General features: G+C 46.5%; 14 protein-coding genes and 7 tRNA genes. 10 read left to right on the top strand and 11 right to left on the bottom strand.

The genetic code is table 11. The annotated features are described in order from the left end of the window. The first annotated feature begins 22 nt into the window (after positions 1-22). Positions 23-1,192, top strand: a complete 1,170-nt coding sequence (locus ORJ01_RS03590) for an FAD-dependent monooxygenase (RefSeq protein WP_306176987.1) — start codon at positions 23-25, stop codon at positions 1,190-1,192. Between the two features lie 537 nt (positions 1,193-1,729). Here the strand turns inward: ORJ01_RS03590 and ORJ01_RS03585 are convergent. From ORJ01_RS03585 to lolB, 10 genes are all read right to left on the bottom strand, one after another. After that, a tRNA-Gln gene (locus ORJ01_RS03585) sits at positions 1,730-1,804 on the bottom strand. A gap of 21 nt (positions 1,805-1,825) precedes the next feature. Next, a tRNA-Gln gene (locus tag ORJ01_RS03580) sits at positions 1,826-1,900 on the bottom strand. 32 nt (positions 1,901-1,932) lie between these two features. Beyond that, positions 1,933-2,017 (bottom strand) — tRNA-Leu (locus ORJ01_RS03575). A gap of 21 nt (positions 2,018-2,038) precedes the next feature. Next, positions 2,039-2,115: transfer RNA gene (locus ORJ01_RS03570), tRNA-Met, on the bottom strand. A gap of 226 nt (positions 2,116-2,341) precedes the next feature. Beyond that, a complete protein-coding gene (gene ychF / locus ORJ01_RS03565) occupies positions 2,342-3,433 on the bottom strand; it encodes a redox-regulated ATPase YchF (RefSeq protein ID WP_229585452.1) in 1,092 nt (363 codons plus the stop codon). Between the two features lie 47 nt (positions 3,434-3,480). Further along, positions 3,481-4,083 (bottom strand): aminoacyl-tRNA hydrolase, encoded by a 603-nt coding sequence (gene pth / locus ORJ01_RS03560; RefSeq protein WP_306176986.1) that lies wholly within the window; start codon positions 4,081-4,083, stop codon positions 3,481-3,483. After that, the gene (locus ORJ01_RS03555; protein WP_226749688.1) at positions 4,083-4,688 is read right to left on the bottom strand and encodes a 50S ribosomal protein L25/general stress protein Ctc; all 606 of its coding nucleotides are present in this window, start codon (positions 4,686-4,688) and stop codon (positions 4,083-4,085) included. The genes pth and ORJ01_RS03555 overlap by 1 nt, the downstream gene beginning before the upstream one ends. Positions 4,689-4,960: 272 nt before the next feature. Continuing rightward, complete coding sequence (locus ORJ01_RS03550; RefSeq protein WP_306176985.1) at positions 4,961-5,905, bottom strand: ribose-phosphate pyrophosphokinase; 945 nt, start codon at positions 5,903-5,905, stop codon at positions 4,961-4,963. 206 nt (positions 5,906-6,111) lie between these two features. Continuing rightward, positions 6,112-6,963 (bottom strand): 4-(cytidine 5'-diphospho)-2-C-methyl-D-erythritol kinase, encoded by an 852-nt coding sequence (gene ispE, locus ORJ01_RS03545; RefSeq protein ID WP_306176984.1) that lies wholly within the window; start codon positions 6,961-6,963, stop codon positions 6,112-6,114. Continuing rightward, a complete protein-coding gene (gene lolB, locus ORJ01_RS03540) occupies positions 6,960-7,568 on the bottom strand; it encodes a lipoprotein insertase outer membrane protein LolB (RefSeq protein ID WP_306176983.1) in 609 nt (202 codons plus the stop codon). Before lolB ends, ispE begins: the two co-directional genes overlap by 4 nt. Before the next feature lie 80 nt (positions 7,569-7,648). Between lolB and hemA the strand changes: the two genes are divergently transcribed. The 6 genes from hemA (at position 7,649) to kdsA (ending at position 13,891) form a co-directional block, all read left to right on the top strand. Then, positions 7,649-8,896, top strand: coding sequence for a glutamyl-tRNA reductase (gene hemA / locus ORJ01_RS03535; RefSeq protein ID WP_226749692.1), 1,248 nt, complete (start codon positions 7,649-7,651; stop codon positions 8,894-8,896). An 18-nt stretch (positions 8,897-8,914) separates the two neighbouring features. Beyond that, positions 8,915-10,006, top strand: coding sequence for a peptide chain release factor 1 (prfA, locus tag ORJ01_RS03530; protein ID WP_226749693.1), 1,092 nt, complete (start codon positions 8,915-8,917; stop codon positions 10,004-10,006). Then, entirely contained in the window at positions 10,006-10,833 is an 828-nt protein-coding gene (gene prmC, locus ORJ01_RS03525; protein WP_306176982.1) for a peptide chain release factor N(5)-glutamine methyltransferase, read from the top strand. The genes prfA and prmC overlap by 1 nt, the downstream gene beginning before the upstream one ends. A 212-nt stretch (positions 10,834-11,045) precedes the next feature. Next, the gene (locus ORJ01_RS03520; protein ID WP_306176981.1) at positions 11,046-12,611 is read left to right on the top strand and encodes a DUF3369 domain-containing protein; all 1,566 of its coding nucleotides are present in this window, start codon (positions 11,046-11,048) and stop codon (positions 12,609-12,611) included. A 30-nt stretch (positions 12,612-12,641) separates the two neighbouring features. Continuing rightward, positions 12,642-13,019 (top strand): SirB2 family protein, encoded by a 378-nt coding sequence (locus ORJ01_RS03515; protein WP_226749696.1) that lies wholly within the window; start codon positions 12,642-12,644, stop codon positions 13,017-13,019. Positions 13,020-13,042: 23 nt separating this feature from the next. Beyond that, a complete protein-coding gene (gene kdsA, locus ORJ01_RS03510) occupies positions 13,043-13,891 on the top strand; it encodes a 3-deoxy-8-phosphooctulonate synthase (RefSeq protein WP_226749697.1) in 849 nt (282 codons plus the stop codon). A 42-nt stretch (positions 13,892-13,933) separates the two neighbouring features. Here kdsA and ORJ01_RS03505 read toward each other — a convergent pair whose 3' ends face one another. After that, entirely contained in the window at positions 13,934-16,681 is a 2,748-nt protein-coding gene (locus tag ORJ01_RS03505; protein ID WP_306176980.1) for a hybrid sensor histidine kinase/response regulator, read from the bottom strand. Positions 16,682-16,906: 225 nt separating this feature from the next. Here ORJ01_RS03505 and ORJ01_RS03500 point away from each other — a divergent pair. From ORJ01_RS03500 to ORJ01_RS03490, 3 genes are all read left to right on the top strand, one after another. Then, positions 16,907-16,982 (top strand) — tRNA-Phe (locus tag ORJ01_RS03500). A gap of 40 nt (positions 16,983-17,022) precedes the next feature. After that, positions 17,023-17,098: transfer RNA gene (locus ORJ01_RS03495), tRNA-Thr, on the top strand. 7 nt (positions 17,099-17,105) lie between these two features. Further along, positions 17,106-17,181, top strand: a tRNA-Phe gene (locus tag ORJ01_RS03490). Positions 17,182-17,196: the final 15 nt, after the last annotated feature.

Genomic DNA, 17,196 nt, shown 5'->3' with positions numbered 1-17,196 from the left:
GCAGCGGTACAAGGCAACACAGATGCAGAATACAGATATCATTATCAGTGGTGGTGGCATGGTCGGTGCCGCGCTGGCGTTGGCTTTAAGTCAGGCCGGGCTGACGGTCAGTTTAATTGAAAAGCATGCCCCAGCGCCATTCGCCGCACAAAGCGAGATCGATTTGCGCGTGTCGTCATTAAATTTACGCTCAGAGCGTTGGTTGCAGCAATTAGGGGCTTGGCAAGCGTTAGCCGCTATGCGGCTGTGTCCTTATCAGTATTTACAAGCAGGCGAAGCGAAAGCCTCGGTGCGTTTTGATGCTGCAGACATTGCTGAGGACCATTTAGGGCATATTGTTGAGAATAACCTGGTACAGCTGGCGTTATGGCAACAATTTAACCGCCACGTGACGGTGATCACCGATACGCAGATCAGCGCGGTACAAGAACACGATACAGCGGTGCAGGTCACATTGGCAGATGGGCAGCAGCTATCGGGTGCATTACTCATTGGCGCCGACGGCGCAAATTCTGTGGTGCGGCAATTTGCCGGCATTGGTACTCAGGGTTGGCAATATCAACAAGCGTGTTTAGTGGCCTATGTTGATACGCCTTATCCGCAACAGGATATAACGTGGCAGCAGTTTTACCCCAGTGGCCCACGGGCATTTTTACCTTTACCCGGTGCACGCGCGTCTTTGGTTTGGTATGACGAAGCGGCCAAGGTAAAACAGCTAGCACAGCTTGCGCCAGCGGCGCTAGAGCACGCGTTTATAACCGCCTTTCCGGCAGAGTTGGGCGCGGTAAAGCTGAAAGCTTCCGCGTGGTTTCCGTTGGCACGAATGCATGCGCAGCATTACGTTAAAGGGCGCTGCGTGTTAGCCGGTGATGCGGCCCATACTATTAATCCGTTGGCGGGGCAGGGGGTAAACCTCGGTTTTGCCGATGCGATGTTATTGGCTGATACGTTAATTGAGAATCAACAAGCCGGTCGCGATCTGGCCGATAATGCCAGTTTAAAGCAGTATCAGCGGCAGCGTAAGCTGCAAAATACTTTGATGATGAGTGCGATGGATGCGATTTATCAAACTTTTAGCCGTGATTCGGATACGCTGAGCTTTATTCGCCAGCAGGGGCTTAGGTTGGCCGTTAACGCGGGGCCCGCTAAACGCCTACTAACAAAGTACGCTGTGGGTAATGGGGTATTTTGAGTTGTTCCTCAGTCTTGTCTGCTTCTGCTTTTACTCTGTTATCTAGGCTTGAGGTTGGTAATTCTGCGGCTTAATATGCCGACCAATTTAAGGTGTGTTGCTTATTTTAAACTGTTTTTAGAATTGAGTGTGAGCAGGTTCAATTTTAATGCATCCAGTGGCTAAACGCGTTGTACAACTTTAACGAGAGACGCCGTAAACCCATCCATGGGGGCTCCTGTTTTTCATCCATGAAAAACACGCCCTTTTTCAAAGTGTACTATGCGTTTACCACCTCGTCCTGTTTCTGCTGCTTACAGGCGATCATTTTACTAAATCTATGTAGCCAGGTTGCAAGCAGCATTCGTGCTGCTGTTTCGAAAATGCTACCGCAACTCAGGGTTTTAGTCGTATCGCTTGGCAATCACGTTTGCTGAAGATCAAAGGAAGTAAGACGCAGCGTAGGCCGCTGGATGAGACGTGCTGTAGCTAAAGCGTTGTATTTGATTAATGATTAGAAAAGCGAAAACCCGACACGAGGTCGGGTTTTCTGAATGATGGCAGGGGCGGCTGGATTCGAACCAACGCATGGCGGGATCAAAACCCGCTGCCTTACCGCTTGGCTACGCCCCTACTGGGATGGTAAAGAGTTAATGGCAGGGGCGGCTGGATTCGAACCAACGCATGGCGGGATCAAAACCCACTGCCTTACCGCTTGGCTACGCCCCTACAACAACTTTTTACTTACTTGCACCCTATTATGGTGCGGAAAGAGAGACTCGAACTCTCACGCCTCGCGGCGCTGGAACCTAAATCCAGTGCGTCTACCAATTCCGCCATTCCCGCATACAACAGTAGAGTAGGAAGTGGTGGCTACAGCGGGAATCGAACCTGCGACCCCAGCATTATGAGTGCTGTGCTCTAACCAGCTGAGCTATGTAGCCACTATAACTTGTCCTAAGCAAGTGGCGCGTATTATGCTGATCTCACTTATGAGCGTCAACCGTTTTTTTTCGATATTATACCAGTTGCAGTGTATTTGCCGAATTTATGTTCAGAGCGAGTAAAAACTAAACAGTAAAATTAAGTATGAGATAGTCCTCGAGAATTATCAACAACAAAAAGCCGGACACGAGGTCCGGCTTGGTATCGAGCGTTTAACCGCGAGGCTTAAACGTTAAAACGGAAATGCATAACATCGCCATCTTTTACAATGTAGTCTTTACCTTCAAGACGCCATTTACCGGCTTCTTTCGCGCCCGCTTCACCGTTGTATTGTACGAAGTCGTCATAAGCGACCACTTCAGCGCGGATAAAGCCTTTTTCAAAGTCAGTGTGGATCACGCCAGCAGCTTGTGGCGCAGTGGCACCAATTGCGACAGTCCAAGCCCGTACTTCTTTAACACCGGCAGTAAAATAAGTATGCAAGCTTAGCAAAGAGTAACCACCACGGATCACCCGGTTTAAGCCTGGCTCTTCTAAACCCATGTCGGCCATAAACTCATTGCGCTCTTCTTCGTCTAGCTCCGCAATTTCCGATTCGATAGCGGCGCATACCGGCACCACAATGGCGCCTTCTTTCTCAGCGATCGCAGTAACGATATCTAAGTAGGGGTTATTCTCGAAACCATCTTCCATCACGTTAGCAATATACATGGTGGGCTTGATCGTTAAAAAGTTCATGTAGGCAATCAGCGCCTTTTCTTCTTTTTCTAACTCAAGCTGGCGCAGGGTATGGCCCTGTTCTAAATGCGCCTTCACTTTTTCTAAAACCTGGATTTCTGCTTTAGCGTCTTTATCGCCGCCTTTTGCTTTCTTTTGAACACGGAAAATGGCGCGATCAGCGCTGTCCATATCAGATAGCACTAATTCCATGTTAATGGTTTCAATGTCATCGGCCGGATCAATTTTACCGGCAACGTGAATAATGTTTTCATCGTCGAAACACCGTACAACATGACCAATAGCGTCAGTTTCGCGGATGTTTGCTAAAAATTTATTACCTAAACCTTCACCACGGGAAGCGCCCTTGACTAAACCTGCGATATCCACAAATTCCATGGTAGTGGGTAATACGCGTTGCGGTTTAACGATTTCAGCCAGTTTATCTAAGCGTAAATCGGGTACTGGCACCACGCCGGTATTCGGTTCGATAGTACAGAACGGAAAGTTGGCGGCTTCGATGCCAGCTTTGGTTAAAGCATTAAATAAGGTGGATTTACCAACATTAGGTAAACCGACGATGCCACATTTGAAACCCATGAGTGTATCCTTTAATGTGCTATTAGCGACGGGAGTGTTCCGAAATTTTAGCTTGCCTGAAAGCTGTGTAAACGGTGCTGAGCTTTTACCAAGCCATCGCGAGCTAACAGGTCGAAACAGGCAACCGATTCATCGATGCAGCTATTAATCAGTGATTGTTCACTGCTTGGCGCTTTACCCAGAACAAAACCAGTTACCTGATCTTTGTGCCCCGGATGGCCGATGCCAAGCCGCAAGCGATAAAAATTGGGGTTATTACCCAACTTACTTGTGATATCGCGCAGACCATTGTGGCCCGCATGTCCACCGGCAAACTTAAATTTGGCTGTGCCGGGCGGTAACGCCAGCTCATCATGAACTACTAGAATGTGCTCTGGTGACAGTTTATAAAACTGTGCCATAGCCAAAACGGCTTTGCCGCTTAAGTTCATATAGGTCGATGGAATAAGTAATTTGAATTCTTGGCCGGCAAGCATGAATTTGCCAGTGTGCCCGAAAAATTTAGTTTCGGGTTTTAAGGTCGCATGATAGGTCCGAGCCAGTTGCTCAACAAACCACACGCCCGCATTATGACGGGTATATTGATATTCGGGGCCTGGATTACCCAGGCCCACGATTAGCTGAAGCTTTGGCTGAACAGCGTCAGACATTACTCAGCAGGTGTTTCTTCTTCAGCTTTACCAGCTGGTTTGTTTACAGATACTACAGGCAGGTCATGACCTTCGCCTTTAGTTAACTGAACAAAAGTAACACCTTTAGGTGCTTTGATGTCAGTTAAGTGTAAGGTTACGCCTACTGCAACATCGCTTAAATCTACTTCGATGAACTCTGGCAGATCCTGTGGTAAGCAGGCAATTTCAACTTCGTTCATACCATGAACAACTACACCACCTTTCTTCGCACCGGCTTCTTCATTGATGAAGTGGATAGGAACAATAGTATGTAACTCGTGGCCAGCTTCTACGCGTTGGAAGTCAACGTGTAAGATTTTTGGCTTGAACGGGTGACGTTGCATGGCTTTAACGATGGCTTTTACTTCTTCACCCGCGACGTTGATAGTCAGGATGTGAGAGTAGAAGGCTTCAACGCTTTGCGCTTTCAACAGTTTAGAGTGCTCTAAAGTGATTGATTGAGCGGCTACGCTGCCACCGTAAATGATAGCTGGAACTTTGTCTTCGTGACGTAGGCGGCGGCTCGCACCTTTCCCCAGGTCAGAACGGACTTCTGCGGTTAATGTAAAAATTGCATCAGACATGATGTACTCCAATAATTAGTATTTGTCCCGGCTTGCGACCAGCCGAAACCTGTTGCCTTTTGTAGCATGACAAAAGGCGCGACATATTACCACCAGCCCCCGTTAGCTGCAAATGCAAATTGGCAGCGTTGTGGCTGTGTCGCTATCTGATATGCTGTTTATCATTTTTCAGCGTCTAAGGATAAAACGCTCAATGGCTTTTTAGCATGGCGTATTAGGCTTAAAAAAACCAAAAGGCGCCCTAAAGCGCCTTTATGATCGAAATCGTCTGCTTAATCGAACATCGATGAAATCGACTCTTCGTTACTAATACGACGAATACATTCGGCTAATAAATCGCTTAAGGTTAGCTGACGTACTTTTGGAATGGCTTTCATCGCTGCGGATAATGGCACAGTATCGGTAATAATGAGTTCATCAATAACCGAGTTGGTAATGATCTCAGGCGCATTACCTGAAAATACCGCATGCGTCGCGTAAGCAAAGACACGTTTAGCACCTTGCTCTTTTAAGGCTTCGGCTGCTTTACACAGTGTACCGCCCGTATCAATCATATCGTCAACGATAATACAGTCACGATCACGTACATCACCAATAATATGCATCACTTGCGACACGTTAGCGCGCGGACGGCGCTTGTCAATAATCGCTAAATCAGCGTCATTCAACAGTTTAGCCACGGCACGCGCTCTGACTACACCACCGATATCTGGCGATACCACAATGGGTGATTGCAGATTTTTCTTGCGCATGTCATCCAGTAAAACCGGACTGGCAAAAACGTTATCCACCGGCACATCAAAGAAACCTTGAATTTGCTCAGCGTGTAAGTCAACCGTCAGCACACGGTCAACACCGACGCTAGACAGAAAATCGGCAACCACTTTCGCGGTGATAGGAACCCGAGCTGAACGTACACGGCGATCTTGACGCGCATAACCGAAGTAAGGCATCACGGCAGTGATCCGTCCGGCAGAGGCACGACGTAATGCATCAACCATCACGATCAGTTCCATCAAGTTATCGTTGGTGGGTGCACAAGTAGATTGGATAATAAAGACGTCTGAACCGCGTACATTTTCGTTGATTTGCACACTGACTTCGCCATCACTGAAGCGACCAACAGAGGCGTCTCCCAGTTTGATGTAAAGACGGCTGGCGATTTTGTTGGCAAGATCTGGTATGGCGTTACCAGCGAAAACCTTCATGTCGGGCACGGTAGGATCCTCAGGGCAGTGGTGAGTCCGGTTTAATCATTATAACGTCATAAAAGTTAAGTATACCCAGATTATTGTCAAACCGACCTATTATTACGTTGGCGTGTAACATCCATGCACACTGTCATCAGGCTGCGTTGCCTGCAACGTATAACGTAATGATCGTGTTAGCAACTTATTCAGTAATACACTAACGTTTAGTGACATCAGCTGTTAGAGTCGGTATCTGTCAGCGCAGCCCATAATGGCGACTGGTTGACCCCTCTTGCGATAAAGCCATTGCATGATGCAGGCAAACTCGCTAGGGCATGTTGAGCACTGGCCGCGTCCGGGAATTCGGCGAACACACTTGCACCAGTACCCGTCATTCGACACGGGGCGTATTCTAACAACCACTGTAAGGTCATTGCAACAATCGGATACAGCTGTTCGACCAAAGGCTGGCAATCATTTTGCCAATTGCGTTGCATTAAATCAGCCAAAACCATGGTAGGCGTATCACGTTTTAATTGCGGGTGGCTGAAAATAGCCGCCGTACTAATATGACAATGAGGTGTCACCACGAGATAAATTTTTTCGGGTAATTCGACAGCTTGTAAGCGCTCGCCAACCCCCTCAGCAAAGGCAGTTGTGCCATGCACAAAAACAGGGACATCTGCGCCTAAGCGTAAACCCAGTTCGGCAAGTTGCTGGGTAGACAGGCCTAATTGCCATAACTTATTTAAACCATGCAGGGTCGTTGCTGCATCAGATGAGCCGCCGCCTAAGCCGCCACCCATGGGTAAGTTTTTTTCTAAATAAAGCTGACAGCCCGCTGCAGCGGGCGCAAAAGGTTTCAGCAGTTGAGCCGCACGATAAATTAAGTTATCGCTACCGTTAAGTGAAGGATCGCTACAACTTAGCGTTATTTCACCGCTGTTGTCTGCTTTGAAATGTAAGCGGTCACCAAAATCAAGCATCTGAAACAGCGTTTGCAGATTATGGTAACCGTCAGCGCGACGGCCTGTGATATGCAAAAATAAATTCAGTTTGGCCACTGCCGGTAACGAAAAACTCATGGTTGCCAGCTCCGGATCACTAAGCGAATGTGTGTATCGTCGCTGCTTAATTCTAGTTGCTTGGGTAACGAGAGCGCATCGGCAAAAAAGCTGCGATATGTTAATTGCCAGCGAATACCGGTGCTATCTTGTAACGTAAAGCGGGTTAAGCGTCCAGCAGCGTCATATTGCAACTCGGTGGCACTGGCGCCAGGTAAGCCGCGCAGCCATAACGGCATATCATGCAGCGGAATTGACCAACCGGCTAATTGCCACAACAAACTGCTGGCATCTGCCGCCTGATAACGTTCGCCTTTAACCAGTAGTTCTGAAAAGTTTGTTTGCTGGGTCAGTTCAAATAAACTGATACCGAGCATATTGGCCAGCCGAGCTTGAAAATCGTTGGCATTCATTTGCTGCCATCGCAAATTACCACTGATCGATTCATTCGGCGCTTTAATGCCCATCGATGCTTGTACGGTAAAACTTTGCATGGCGTTTAATTGTTGTTGTCGCGCCGCGGCGTTCATCACTGGCTCGGCGGGTGGAGCCTTGGGTTTTAGGCCACAAGCGCTTAATAAAGCCACAAAAACTAACATACTCCATCGGCTATTCGGTAATGACACACTAAAGTCCTTTGCTTTTGCTTTTATTAACCTGGGCTTTTTCGTACAATTCGCCCCCTACAGAAACCATGATACAGGTGATGGCTATTTTTGCACTAGGCATAAATCACAAAACAGCTCCAGTTGCGCTGCGCGAAAAGCTGGCTTTTGCACCCGAACAGGTGCCTGAGGCCTTGCAACAATTGGCAGCGAAACTGCAGTTGGTCGATGCAGTGATTTTGTCTACCTGTAATCGTACCGAGCTGTATTTTAGCGGTGGTGCTGAACAAGCCGAGCAAGTGGTGCAGTGGTTAGCACAGTTTCATCAATTGTCGTTACCGGATTTACAACAACATCTCTACTTATTTCAAGATCAGCAAGCGGTGCAGCATTTAATGCGCGTGGCGGCAGGGTTAGATTCTTTGGTGTTGGGTGAGCCGCAAATTTTTGGGCAGGTGAAGCAGTCTTATAATCAATCGCGCCAAGCGGGTACGATCCAGCCCTTATTCGAGCGGCTATTTCAAAAGACTTTTGCTGTTGCTAAAGACGTGCGCACCGAAACAGAGATTGGCGCAAATGCGGTATCGGTTGCTTTTGCTGCCGTTACGCTGGCCAAACAGATTTTTGGCAAGTTAGATAATGTGCGGGTACTTTTGATTGGCGCAGGTGAAACCATTGAACTGGTTGCGCGGCATTTGTCTGAGCAGGGCGCAACTAAATTAAGCGTGGCGAACCGCACCTATGAGCGAGCCGAAAACTTGGCTAAGCAGTTTAATGCCCAAGTGTTAACCTTAGCGCAGGTGCCATCTCGTTTAGCTGAAGCGGATATTGTGATTTCCTCAACGGCCAGTACCTTACCTATTGTGGGCAAGGGTATGGTTGAGCAGGCGTTACGGCAGCGTAAGCACAAACCGATGTTCTTGGTTGATTTAGCTGTACCGCGAGATATTGAGCAGCAGGTGTCTGAGTTAGAAGATGCTTACCTGTACACCGTAGATGATTTACAAAGCATTGTGGCGCAAAATTTAAACCATCGACAACATGCCGCTGCACAAGCGGAGGTGATGATCGAATCGGGCGCCAACGAGTTTCAGCAATGGTTACTTTTACAGGATAAAGCCGATTGGCTGCGTGATTATCGGCAGCGTTGTGAACACGTGAAACAAGAATTGCTTGTCCGAGCGCAAAACCAGTTGGCCGCAGGGCAAGATCCCGAAAAAGTGCTGCAAGAAATGGCCAATAAACTGAGTAATCGTTTAATGCACAGCCCAACGCAAGCCATTCGTCATTTATTACAATCCGAGCAACCGGACGCGTCCGAGTTGGTTAAGGTCTTAGTCGATTTATAATCAGGTTAACAGGTTAAAATGAAAGAGTCGGTATATCGTAAGCTCGAAGCCTTAGTAGAACGCTACGAAGAAGTGCAAGCGTTGCTAAGTGACGCAGGCGTTATTAGCGATCAAAAACGTTTTCGTGAATTATCAAAAGAATTTAGTCAGTTAGAAGATCTTAACAAAGCCTTTCGTAGCTATTGTCAGGCGCAAGACGATTTGCAAATGGCTGAAGAAATGCAAAAAGATCCCGATCCTGAGATGCGGGAAATGGCGCAAGAAGAGTATAAATCTGCTCGTGCCAGCATTGAAGCGCTTGATACTGAACTGCAAATTTTGTTACTACCTAAAGATCCGAACGACAGCAATAGCTGCTTTTTAGAAATTCGCGCCGGTGCCGGTGGCGATGAAGCCGCCATTTTTGCCGGTGATGTGTTTCGAATGTATAGCCGTTTTGCTGAAAAACAACGCTGGCGATTAGAAGTGGTCAGTGCCAGTGATGGTGAGCACGGTGGTTTTAAAGAAGTTATCGCCCATATTCAAGGTGAGGGTGCCTTTGGTACCTTGAAATTTGAATCGGGTGGCCATCGTGTGCAGCGCGTACCCGCAACCGAATCGCAAGGTCGGGTGCATACTTCCGCTTGTACTGTAGCCATTATGCCGGAGATCCCAGAAAGTGAAGCCATTGAAATCAATCCGGCTGATTTAAAGGTGGATACCTACCGCGCTTCTGGTGCCGGTGGACAGCACGTTAACCGAACTGACTCCGCTATTCGGATCACTCACTTACCAACGGGTATCGTGGTGGAGTGTCAGGATGAGCGTTCGCAGCATAAAAACCGTGCCCGAGCAATGAGCGTGTTGCAATCTCGTATTCAAGCGGCCGAAGATGAAAAGCGCCGTTTAGCAGAACAAGACACTCGCCGTTCATTAGTGGGCAGTGGCGATCGTTCAGAGCGCATTCGCACTTACAACTTTCCACAAGGCCGCTTAACCGACCACCGAATTAACTTAACCATTTATCGTTTAAACGAAGTGATGGAAGGTGAATTAGGCTTGGTGATTGAGCCATTGAAGCAAGAGCACCAAGCTGACTTATTAGCCGCGTTAGCGGATGAAAACCGTTAATGCAGCTGCAGCCTTGGTTGCAGCATAGCGCCGCGTTGCTGCAAAGCTGTTCTGAGAACCCGCTACACGAAGCTCGGCTGTTGCTCTGTCGGGTATTAAACTGCAGCAGCAGTTTTTTATATACCTATCCAGAGCGTCTGTTAAGTGCCACTGAACTGCAAGAGCTCGAGCGTATGTTAAAGCGGCGTTTAGCGGGTGAGCCCTTAGCCTATATTTTTGGTTACTGGCATTTTTTTGGTTTAGAGTTGGCCGTAGCGCCTAGTACGCTGATCCCTCGACCTGATACCGAAGTGTTGGTAGAGCATGTTTTAACATTACCCTTAACTGCTAATGCACGGGTGCTCGATTTAGGCACCGGCACGGGCGCTATTGCCTTAGCGTTGGCAAGCGAGCGCCCGACTTGGCAGATCACGGCGGTTGACCTACAGCCAGAGGCTGTCGCCTTAGCACAGCGTAATGCGGCTGCTTTAACGTTACCTCACGTGCAAGTGCAACAAAGCCGTTGGTTTAGCCAGCTTGCTGCAGAGCAATATCAATTAATTGTCAGTAACCCCCCTTATATTGAAGCTGAGGACCCGCATCTTTGTGCCTTACGTTATGAACCTTTGAGCGCTTTGGTGGCCGCCGATCAGGGCTATGCCGATTTGCAACATATCATCACTAATGCTCCCCAGCATCTGACCCCGGGCGGTTGGTTGTGGCTTGAGCATGGCTTTGAACAAGCGCCGCTGGTAAGACAGATGTTAGTTGCTGCGGGTTTTGAGGAAGTGAGTTCGGTGAAAGACTACGGTGGTCATTGGCGCATTAGTGGCGGTCAACTTAATTAGCTACCGGTAAGCAGAGCATTCTCCCTACTCCTTTCAAAAGAAACTTAATGCTCACTATCCGCTTTCTTCACGATTTGGTGGTTTAGCTTTTTTGTATGCGCGCGCTCCCATCATCATGCCCAACACTCAAGCCGATCGGATACAATTATTTTGACCTGCAACGAAAAGCAGCCTATAACCATGGTAAGTTTTTTTGGGAGGGAGCCTCAGTGATGTCTGAGCAATTTCTGTTTGCAGATGAACCAGAGTTAGAAACCACAGTATCCAATGGTACTTGGAAGGTATTGATCGTGGATGATGAGTCTGAAGTGCATGTAGTAACGCGTCTTGCACTGAGTGACTTCAGTTTTCAACAAAAAAAATTATTGTTTATCAGTGCCTACTCTGGCGCAGAAGCACAACAAATCATGTCTGAACAACACGATATTGCCATCGTATTGCTTGATGTTGTAATGGAAACCGATGATGCCGGCTTAAAAGTCGCGCGCTATATTCGGGAGCAGTTAAATAATCAATTTGTAAGAATTATTTTACGTACCGGTCAGCCAGGACAAGCCCCTGAGCGGCAGGTAATAGTGGATTATGATATCAACGATTACAAATCAAAAACTGAGTTGACGGCACAAAAGTTATTTACCGTAATGATGTCAAGCTTACGCTCTTACCGCGATATTATTTCCATCGAACAGAGTCGACAAGGCTTAGAAAAAATCATGAATGCCTCCGTCGATTTGTTTTCTGCACACTCGATGGAACAATTTATTGATGGTGTGTTGCAACAACTAACCTCAGTGCTCGGCTGTGATCAAGACGCTTTATTGGTCAGTTCTTCTTTAGTTGCAGGTAATGTACAAGCGAGCGACCCACATGAGTTGGTGGTGTTTGCTGGGCAAGGCGAATTTGAGCAAAAAGAAGGGCAGCCTATTCAAAAGGTATTGGAGAAGCCTTTACTCGATGCTTTTGAGCAAGCGCTGAGTTCCAAAGACATCGTTTATCGTGATAATTATCTGGTTGCATATTGCAGCAGTAAATTTACTCACGGATCTTTGTTATATATATCTGGTTTACCCGGCCCGATGAGCGATAACCAACAAAAGTTGGTGCAGTTATTTGCACAAAATGTGCAAATTGCTTATGAAAACGTGCAATTACAGCACGAAGTTGAAGATACACAGCGTGAAATTGTTTATCGGTTAAGTGAGGCTGTTGAGCAGCGCTCGGTGGAAACCGGCAATCACGTGCGGCGTATTGCCTTTATTTGTTATGAATTAGCCATTGCCTATGGTTTAGCCAAAGAGGATGCTGAATTACTAATGTATGCTGCGCCGTTGCATGATGTCGGTAAAGCGGGGATCCCTGATGAAATTTTAAATAAACCGGACAAACTCACCGCTGAGCAATGGTCCGTTATGAAGCAACACACCAACATCGGTTTTAACATACTCAAAGATTCGAAGCGCTCTATTATTCAGGCGGGCGCAATCATCGCACGTGAACATCATGAGCGTTGGGATGGTTCGGGCTATCCGGATGGTAAAAAGGCAGAAGAGATCCATGTGTTTGCGCGTATCGCGGCATTGGCCGATGTTTATGATGCGTTAAGGCATCGTCGCTGTTACAAAGACGCTTGGAATTTGCAGCAAGTCATCGCAGAGATTAATGCGCAAGCTAATCGGCAGTTTGAACCTAAAATGGTGGCGGCCTTTAACCAGATTGTTACAAAGCTTGAAGCTGTACTGCAAAAATATCCAGATAGTGGTAACGTAGCGCCACTTTAATTGATTGATATTCACAAGAGGTTGTTTTTTATGTATATGGCGTTTAAGCATATTCATTTGTTAATGGTGGCGTTAAGTGTATCACTGCTATTTATTCGCTTTGCTTTGCGTTTAAAAGACTCGCCGCTGTTGCAGCGTAAATTCTTTAAAATAGCGCCCCATGTGGTTGATACCTTTTTATTGTTATCGGCGGCGGCGTTAATGATCACCATTGCCCAGTATCCCTTTGTTAATCCGTGGTTGACCGAAAAAGTTATCGCGCTGTTTGCTTACATCGCTTTAGGTTTTTCTGCTTTAAAAGGCCGCACTGTCGCCATTCGTTGGTTATCGTTTTTAGGTGCATTGGGCTGGCTTGGTTTAATGATCCGGGTTGCCCTGAGCAAGCAGCCGATATTTCTTCCATTTTAATAAGCTAACCTGACGGATCTGTTATGCAAAACCACCTGATTAATGTTGCCGGTATTGATGTTGCCAACGATAAACCTTTTGTGCTGTTTGGTGGCATGAATGTATTAGAGTCTCGCGATCTCGCCATGCGTATTGCCGAGCACTACGTGCAAGTGTGTGCAAAATTGGGCATTCCTTATGTGTTTAAAGCGTCGTTTGATAAAGCGAACCGTTCTTCTGTGCACTCTTACCGTGGTCCAGGGTTAGAAGAAGGATTACGTATTTTCGAAGAGATTAAACGTACGTTTAATGTGCCGCTGATTACTGATGTGCATGAGCCGCATCAAGCAGCGCCGGTTGCAGAAGTTGTCGACGTGATCCAATTGCCTGCTTTTTTAGCCCGCCAAACCGATTTAGTGGTGGCGATGGCGAAAACGGGCGCGGTCATTAATGTGAAAAAACCGCAGTTTTTAGCGCCGCATGAAATGCGCCATATTCTGAAGAAGTTTGCCGAAGCTGGAAATGAGCAAGTGATCCTCTGCGAGCGCGGCTCGAGCTTCGGTTACAATAACCTGGTTGTCGACATGCTGGGCATGGATGAAATGAAACAGTATGCACCTGTCATTTTTGATGCAACCCATGCCTTACAAAAACCGGGTGGCCGTGAAGACTCAGCGGATGGCCGTCGTGCCCAAGCGGCACAACTGGCTCGCTCGGGTATGGCTTTAGGCTTAGCAGGGTTGTTTATTGAAGCACACCCTGAGCCTAATTTGGCTAAATGCGATGGCCCTTGTGCTTTGCCATTGGCTAAGCTCGAGCCTTATCTGGCGCAGATGCAGGCGTTAGATCAGTTGGTTAAAAGCTTTCCTGTGCTGGATACTTCAGCCAATTAAGTGTTGTTAGCAAAACGCTATTGATGCTGACGCCTGTCAGCATCAATAGCGCTGTTTCACATAATGGATCACGTTATGAAACTGATCGGTTAATTGTTCAATCGTTTCCGCTACCGTACTTAAATCTGCTGTTTCCGCAATCTTCTCTAAACTCAACGCTTTGTTGGCCACTTGTAAAGCCCCGACACTCTTTGCCATGGCTTTTAATTGATGAGCTTCACTTCGAATGCCCTGACGCTGCTGACTCGTGTTTAATTGCGATAATTTCCTAATGACGGGAGTCGCTTCGCTAATAAAATAATTTAAATATTCTTCATGCTTAACTGGGTCATTACCCAGGCAATTGGCTAAAGTGGTAAAACAAATCGGTGAGAGATTATTTTGCTCAACAGTATCTTGTGCTGATTCTTTAGCACTCTGTTTTAGCGGTAACCATTTTTGCATGACATTTTGTAGCGTGACCAGTTCAATCGGTTTGGTGATATAAGCGTCCATACCCACGCTTAGACATTTTTGCTCTTCGCCTTTCATCGCATTAGCGGTAATGGCGATAATACGAGTAAATTGGCTATCCTCTTGTCGATGTAAATCTTCTAAGCGAATAGCTTTGGTTAGATCATAACCACTGAGATTAGGCATATGCAAATCGGTTAATACCAGTGGGTAATGATACTCACGCCATTTTTCAAGAGCGATAGCGCCATCATCGGCTACTTCGACGGCATAGCCTAAAGCACTTAACTGTTCTACGATGACGCGCTGGTTCATTTGATTATCTTCAGCTAACAAAACCAGTTCACGATTTTTTCGTGCGGTTTCAATACTGGGAGCTTGCAATGAAGCTTGGTTAGTTGGTTGGATAATTTGTTTTGGACGCGCTTTTAGGCCGCAGATAATTTGTACGGCATCGAGGATTTGTGTGCGGCAAATCGGGCTACCATGCACATAAATAACATTATCAAATAGCAAGTCGGCTAATTCAGTTTGGTTAGTGATAATCACAAACTTTACACTTGATAATTTGGGATGAGTGACCAAATGTGTTATTTCGCTTGCCGATATTTGTTCATAAGTCGCATCCAGCAACCAAATCGTCTGGGTTTTCGCATCTTCTCGTTGATTTTCGGCACGAAGATGCAAAGCCTCTACACTCAGCACGATATCTAAGTTGGCTCCGCAAAATAGCAGGTAGTCTGATAAGTGATGTTGATTATCGCTATCTTGGCTAAACAGGCAAATAGATAAGTCTTTGAGTAAGCTTTGTGATAGATAGCGAGCGTTCTCAATGCGGTGCATCGGCAGCCGTACTCGAAATTCAGAGCCTTTGCCCGGTTCACTCTTCGCATCTATCTCGCCGTACATTAAAGAGGTGAGGTATTGGCAAATAGATAAACCTAACCCTGTACCACCAAAACGCCGAGTGATGGAACCTTCTGCTTGGTTAAAGGGCTGGAAAACATAACTAATTTGCCGCTGGGTCATGCCGCGGCCGTTATCGGACACTGTCAATTGGATTTGGCTAAAATCCATGTTCTCTTCTAGTAACCGAGCGCTGACCAATACCACACCGGTTTTCTCTGTTGTGGTTTCTGTAAATTTAATGGCGTTACCCGCCAAGTTATACAGAATTTGCCGTAAGCGGACAGGATCGCCCATTAAGCCATCGGGAATGCGCGGATCGATATAAATTTTTAAATCAATTTGTCGCTGATAGGCCACTGAGACTAAGATGCGGCCCACTGCTTCAATGATATCGACCAGCGACACGGGGATATTTTCAAGCTCAAGCTTGCCGGCTTCGATTTTAGAGAAATCCAAAATATCATCGAGGATCCGTAATAACGAAAACGATGATTCTCGGATCGTATCAGTCATGCGATATTGCGGATTACTTAATTCCGTTTTACGTAACAAGTCGATCGTGCCGATAATACCGTTCATGGGGGTACGAATTTCGTGGCTCATGGTGGCTAAAAAAGTCGACTTGGCTTCATTGGCTTTTTCAGCCGTTAATTTTGCAGTTTCTAAGGCATCGGTTCGTTCTTTGATGCGATGCTCAACCTCTTGCTTCAATTGGCTGATATTATCTTCAGAGGCTTTCAAGGCTTGTGTGCTTTGTTGTAGCCGATAAAACACGGTATTGATTTGTTCAGCTAACAGCCCAAAGACATCTTTTTCATGGCTGTGGAAACCGGGTACAAACTGTTCTTTTTCTAAGGCGTTGCGTGTGCCTAAGACCAAAGGCAGCAACCGCTCCCGAAAATATTGCGATAAGTGATAACTGATGCCTGCGAGTAACAATAACCCCGTGACGAGCCCGATAAATAACGCAAATAGAGCGGGTTGATAATTAGGCGGGGGCAGTAATTGTAATGACACTAAAACTTTATTTGTTTGTCCTGGTAAAATGCGGTGCACAATTAGTAAATCGTCTTGGCGAATGGCCATATTTGAGAGGGTCGGTGAGGGTACAATATTTGGTAAATTTTCCGTATTGAATTCAAGCTCTATACCTTTGGCCGTCACGCTGTAAAGATAGAACGCTCGGCTGGGATCATTATTGCGCGCTTGTAAAAATAACTGCTGTTGTAAGACTTTATCATCAGTGGGCACCAGACTAAGGCTTTGTGCCAATACCATACTTTCTGCAGTGAGCCGTTGCAGTTGTTCAGAACTGCGCTGGGCAGAAGCGGTAAACCAGCCAAATAACCATGTTTGAATGGCAAGACAAATAAGTAAAATTATCGCCAACCGAAAAAATATTGGTTTAGTAAAATGGGTGTTTTCCATTGACCTTCCATAGCGTTAAATGAAACAAAATTAACCGAAACTGCAATTTTCTAGCTTAACAAGTTTCTGCCAGCAAAAGCAGTAATTTTAGCAGTTTGTTTTTAGCTTCTCGCAGTATATTTAGTACTCGAAAACGGTCTTTTTGTTCAAGTTATAAGCTGTCAGTATGCTTTTCAAAAATATTTATTGACTTAACTCGGCAAAATCCGTTTAATACGCCGCATTGCCCAGATAGCTCAGTCGGTAGAGCAGCGGATTGAAAATCCGCGTGTCGGTGGTTCGATTCCGCCTCTGGGCACCATGAATTTTGGTGCCATTGTTTAACATTTTACAGTGTCGCTGCCGCTTTAGCTCAGTTGGTAGAGCAACTGACTTGTAATCAGTAGGTCATCCGTTCGACTCGGATAAGCGGCACCATCCTTTTGCCCAGATAGCTCAGTCGGTAGAGCAGCGGATTGAAAATCCGCGTGTCGGTGGTTCGATTCCGCCTCTGGGCACCACTACAGTTAAAACGC

It is taken from the genome of Alishewanella sp. SMS8, from assembly GCF_030737935.1.
Classification (GTDB): Bacteria; Pseudomonadota; Gammaproteobacteria; order Enterobacterales; family Alteromonadaceae; genus Alishewanella; species Alishewanella maricola.
Note: the sequence above shows the minus strand (reverse complement) of the source record. Positions and strands in the feature narration are given on the sequence as shown.